We start from the raw sequence: 5447 nt of genomic DNA, 5'->3' as shown, positions 1-5447 counted from the left end.
ATGCAATCGCGAGCAGGCTCGCTCCCACAGGTTTCTGCTTCGGCAGGGACTCCGTGTCGACTGATGTTGTGATGTATTGCGTGATTACCACCAAATCAGAGCGAGATTGGATGTGAGCAAGAGAGCCTATAACTTCTGTGCCGGTCCTGCGGCACTCCCCGAAGCTGTCCTGCAGCGCGCCCAGGGTGAACTCCTTGATTGGCACGGCAAGGGGCTGTCGGTCATGGAAATGAGCCATCGCAGTGATGAGTTCGTGTCCATCGCCACCAAAGCCGAGCAGGATCTGCGTGATCTGCTGAATATCCCTTCGAACTATAAAGTGCTATTTCTGCAAGGCGGCGCCAGCCAGCAATTTGCTCAGATTCCTCTGAACCTGTTGCCGGAAAACGGTACTGCCGACTATATCGATACCGGTATCTGGTCGCAGAAAGCCATCGAAGAAGCTTCGCGATACGGCAACGTGAATGTCGCGGGGACCGCCAAGCCTTACGACTATTTCGCGATTCCCGGTCAGAACGAATGGAACCTGTCGAAAGACGCGGCCTACGTTCACTACGCACCGAACGAAACCATCGGCGGTCTGGAGTTCCAGTGGATCCCCGAAACCGGTGACGTTCCACTGGTGGCCGACATGTCTTCGGACATTCTGTCGCGTCCAATCGATGTTTCGCGCTTTGGCATGATCTACGCTGGCGCCCAGAAAAACATCGGCCCAAGCGGCGTCGTGGTCAACATCGTTCGCGAAGACCTTCTGGGTCACGCCCGTTCCCTCTGCCCGACCATGCTCAATTACAAGGTCGCGGCCGATAACGGCTCGATGTACAACACCCCGCCGACCCTGGCCTGGTACTTGTCCGGTCTGGTGTTCGAGTGGCTGAAGGAGCAGGGTGGTGTTGAAGCCATCGGCAAGCTCAATGAAGTGAAGCAGCGCACGCTGTACGACTTCATCGACGCCAGCGGCTTGTACAGCAACCCGATCAACAAATCGGACCGCTCGTGGATGAACGTGCCGTTCCGTCTGGCTGACGACCGTCTGGACAAGCCGTTTTTGGCCGGTGCCGACGAGCGTGGCCTGTTGAACCTCAAAGGTCATCGTTCCGTGGGCGGCATGCGCGCCTCCATCTATAACGCCGTCGACATCGTTGCGGTCAACGCGCTGATTTCGTACATGGCAGAGTTCGAGAAGGAACACGGCTAATGTCTGAGCAAGAACTCAAGGCACTGCGCGTTCGCATTGATGCCCTGGACACTAAAGTCCTGGAGTTGATCAGTGAACGCGCACGCTGCGCCCAGGAAGTTGCGCGAGTAAAGATGGCCTCGCTGGCCGAAGGCGAAGTGCCGGTGTTCTATCGTCCTGAGCGTGAAGCTCAGGTGCTCAAGCGCGTGATGGAGCGTAATAAAGGGCCGCTGGGTAATGAAGAGATGGCGCGGTTGTTCCGCGAAATCATGTCCTCGTGCCTGGCGCTCGAGCAGCCGCTGAAAGTGGCTTACCTCGGCCCTGAGGGCACGTTCACTCAGGCGGCGGCCATGAAGCACTTCGGCCACGCCGTGATCAGCAAGCCGATGGCGGCGATCGATGAAGTGTTCCGCGAAGTGGCGGCCGGTGCGGTGAACTTTGGCGTGGTTCCGGTGGAAAACTCCACCGAGGGCGCAGTCAACCACACCCTCGACAGCTTCCTCGAACACGACATGGTCATCTGTGGCGAAGTCGAGTTGCGGATTCACCACCACCTGTTGGTCGGTGAAAACACCAAGACTGACAGCATCAGCCGCATTTATTCCCATGCCCAGTCGCTGGCCCAGTGCCGCAAGTGGCTGGACGCCCATTACCCGAATGTCGAGCGCGTGGCGGTGTCCAGCAATGCCGAAGCGGCCAAGCGGGTTAAAGGTGAGTGGAACTCGGCGGCGATTGCCGGCGACATGGCCGCTGGTCTGTACGGCCTGACCCGTCTGGCCGAGAAAATCGAGGATCGTCCGGATAACTCCACGCGATTCCTGATGATCGGCAGTCAGGAAGTGCCACCGACCGGCGACGACAAGACCTCGATCATCGTCTCCATGAGCAACAAGCCCGGCGCGCTGCACGAATTGCTGGTGCCGTTCCACGATAATGGCATCGACTTGACGCGCATCGAGACGCGTCCATCGCGCAGCGGTAAATGGACCTACGTGTTCTTCATCGACTTCGTCGGCCACCATCGCGATCCATTGATCAAGGGTGTGCTGGAAAAGATCAGTCAGGAAGCAGTGGCACTCAAAGTGCTGGGTTCCTACCCGAAAGCAGTTCTCTAAGGGGTAGCAAATGAGTGATGACTTCCTCGCTCTGGCACAGCCGGGCGTGCAACAACTTTCGCCGTACGTCCCGGGCAAGCCTGTGGACGAACTGGCGCGCGAACTGGACCTTGATCCGGCAAGCATCGTCAAACTGGCCAGCAATGAAAACCCGTTGGGCGCAAGTCCCAAAGCGCTGTCGGCGATTCAGGATGCGCTGGCCGAGCTGACCCGGTATCCGGACGGCAACGGTTTTGCGCTCAAGACCCTGTTGGCCGAGCAGTGCCGCGTCGAACTGAATCAAGTGACGCTGGGCAACGGCTCCAACGACATTCTGGAACTGGTCGCGCGAGCCTATCTGGCGCCGGGCCTCAATGCTGTGTTCAGCGAACACGCATTTGCGGTCTATCCGATCGTGACGCAGGCTGTAGGTGCCCAGGCCAAAGTGATTCCCGCCAAAGACTGGGGGCATGACCTGTCAGCCATGCTGGCGGCGATCGATGCCGACACTCGCGTGGTCTTCATCGCCAACCCGAACAACCCGACCGGGACCTGGTTCGATGCCGAAGCATTGGACGAATTCCTGCAGGATGTTCCCGCGCATGTGCTGGTGGTGCTGGACGAGGCCTATATCGAATACGCCGAGGGCGGTGAATTGCCGGATGGTCTGGACTATCTGGCGGCTTATCCGAACCTGCTGGTTTCACGCACGTTCTCCAAGGCTTACGGCCTGGCGGCGTTGCGGGTCGGCTATGGCTTGTCCACCGCCGTGGTCGCGGACGTGCTGAATCGCGTGCGTCAGCCGTTCAACGTTAACAGTCTGGCACTGGCCGCTGCCTGCGCTGCGCTGCAAGACAGCGAATACCTGGCTGAAAGCCGTCGCCTGAACGAGTCCGGCATGCTGCAGCTGGAAKCCGGTTTCCGTGAGTTGGGGTTGAGCTGGATTCCGTCCAAAGGCAACTTCATTTGCGTCGACCTCGGTCGCGTTGCTGCGCCGGTGTTTCAGGGCTTGTTGCGCGAAGGTGTGATCGTGCGTCCGGTGGCTAACTACGGCATGCCGAACCACCTGCGTATCACCATTGGTTTGCCGGCGGAAAACAGCCGCTTCCTTGAGGCGCTGACCAAGGTTCTGGCTCGTGGTTGATGTCACTGCATTGCAATCTGCTGCACCTATGATCGGTCGCCTGGTGGTGGTCGGTCTGGGGTTGATCGGCGGTTCGTTCGCCAAGGGCTTGCGTGAAAGTGGCGTGTGCTGCGAAGTGGTCGGGGTCGATCTCGATCCGCAGTCGCGCAAGCTGGCGGTCGAGTTGGGCGTGGTGGATCGCTGCGAAGAAGACCTGGYGATTGCTTGTCAGGGCGCCGACGTGATCCAGTTGGCCGTGCCGATCCTTGCCATGGAAAAAATGCTGGCACGCCTGGCTGCAATGGATCTCGGTTCGGCCATTCTGACCGACGTCGGCAGCGCCAAAGGCAATGTTGTCCGTGCGGCAACCGAAGCGTTTGGCGGGATTCCGTCGCGTTTTGTGCCGGGGCATCCAATTGCCGGATCCGAGCAGAGCGGGGTGGAAGCTTCCAACTCCGAGCTGTTCCGTCGTCATAAGGTGATTCTGACGCCGCTGGATCAAACCGATCCGGCCGCGTTGGCAGTGGTCGACCGTTTGTGGCGCGAATTGGGCGCCGATGTCGAGCACATGCAGGTCGAGCGCCACGATGAAGTGTTGGCGGCGACCAGCCATTTGCCGCACCTGTTGGCGTTCGGTTTGGTCGATTCGTTGGCCAAGCGCAATGAAAACCTAGAGATCTTCCGTTACGCTGCCGGCGGTTTCCGCGATTTCACAAGAATCGCGGGAAGCGACCCGGTCATGTGGCACGACATCTTCCTCGCCAACCGCGAAGCTGTCCTGCGCACACTTGATACATTTCGCAGCGACCTCGACGCCTTGCGCGACGCGGTCGATGCAGGGGATGGGCACCAATTGTTGGGCGTGTTCACTCGCGCCCGGGTTGCCCGCGAGCATTTCAGTAAAATCCTGGCCCGCCGGGCCTATGTGGACGCTATGAACTCCAACGACCTGATTTTCCTGGCACAACCTGGTGGCCGCCTGACTGGGCGGATTCGTGTACCGGGCGATAAATCGATTTCCCACCGTTCGATCATGCTCGGCTCCCTGGCCGAAGGCGTCACCGAAGTCGAAGGCTTCCTCGAGGGCGAAGATGCTCTGGCGACCTTGCAAGCCTTCCGCGACATGGGCGTTGTGATCGAAGGTCCGCACCATGGTCGCGTGACCATTCACGGCGTCGGCCTGCATGGCCTGAAGCCTGCGCCGGGCCCAATCTATCTGGGCAACTCCGGTACCTCGATGCGCCTGCTGTCTGGCCTGTTGGCTGCGCAGAACTTCGACAGCACCCTGACCGGTGATGCCTCGCTGTCCAAGCGTCCGATGAATCGCGTGGCCAATCCGCTGCGTGAAATGGGTGCAGTGATCGAGACCGCTGCTGAAGGTCGTCCGCCGATGATCATTCGTGGCGGTAACAAGCTCAAAGGCCTGACTTACACCATGCCGATGGCCAGTGCGCAGGTTAAATCCTGCCTGTTGCTGGCCGGTCTTTACGCCGAAGGCAAGACCACTGTCACCGAGCCTGCACCAACCCGTGACCATACAGAACGCATGCTGCAAGGTTTTGGATATCCGGTGAGCGTCAGCGGCGCGACCGCGTCGGTCGACTTCGGGCACAAACTGACTGCGACCCACATTGAAGTGCCGGGCGATATCTCGTCTTCTGCGTTCTTCCTGGTGGCGGCATCGATCGCCGAAGGTTCGGAGCTGGTGCTGGAGCACGTCGGCATCAACCCGACCCGTACCGGCGTGATCGACATCCTGCGTCTGATGGGCGGCGATATCACCTTGGAAAACCAGCGTGAAGTCGGCGGCGAGCCCGTTGCGGATTTGCGCGTGCGTGCAGCTAAACTCAAAGGTATCGAGATTCCCGAGGCGCTGGTTCCACTGGCCATCGACGAATTCCCTGTGCTGTTCGTGGCCGCGGCCTGTGCCGAAGGGCGCACCATCTTGCGTGGCGCTGAAGAGTTGCGGGTCAAGGAGTCGGACCGGATTCAGGTCATGGCCGATGGCTTGTTGGCGCTGGGCGTCAAATGCGAACCGACCCCGGATGGCATC

The 5447-nt window shown here is 59.7% G+C and carries 4 protein-coding genes; all 4 read left to right on the top strand.

Annotation, left to right across the window (positions count from 1 at the left end; translation table 11 throughout):
- Positions 1-112: 112 nt before the first annotated feature.
- Positions 113-1198: a 3-phosphoserine/phosphohydroxythreonine transaminase gene (gene serC / locus AC1DSG_RS27005; protein ID WP_477793613.1), complete on the top strand. Its 1086-nt coding sequence runs from the start codon at positions 113-115 to the stop codon at positions 1196-1198.
- Positions 1198-2292 carry a prephenate dehydratase gene (gene pheA / locus AC1DSG_RS27000; protein ID WP_007945815.1) on the top strand — a complete coding sequence of 365 codons (1095 nt, stop codon included), beginning with the start codon at positions 1198-1200 and terminating at the stop codon, positions 2290-2292. The genes serC and pheA overlap by 1 nt, the downstream gene beginning before the upstream one ends.
- A gap of 10 nt (positions 2293-2302) precedes the next feature.
- Complete coding sequence (gene hisC / locus AC1DSG_RS26995; protein WP_477793612.1) at positions 2303-3415, top strand: histidinol-phosphate transaminase; 1113 nt, start codon at positions 2303-2305, stop codon at positions 3413-3415.
- 28 nt (positions 3416-3443) lie between these two features.
- Positions 3444-5447, top strand: a 2004-nt coding sequence (locus tag AC1DSG_RS26990; RefSeq protein WP_477793614.1) for a bifunctional prephenate dehydrogenase/3-phosphoshikimate 1-carboxyvinyltransferase, incomplete at its 3' end; no start/stop codon positions are given.

The organism is Pseudomonas sp. P5_A12 (assembly GCF_056400685.1).
Note: the sequence above shows the minus strand (reverse complement) of the source record. Positions and strands in the feature narration are given on the sequence as shown.

Bases quoted from the DNA above. Each gene is read 5' to 3' on its own strand.
- pheA (WP_007945815.1), top strand. From the start codon at position 1,198: ATGTCTGAGCAAGAACTCAAGGCACTGCGCGTTCGCATTGATGCCCTG.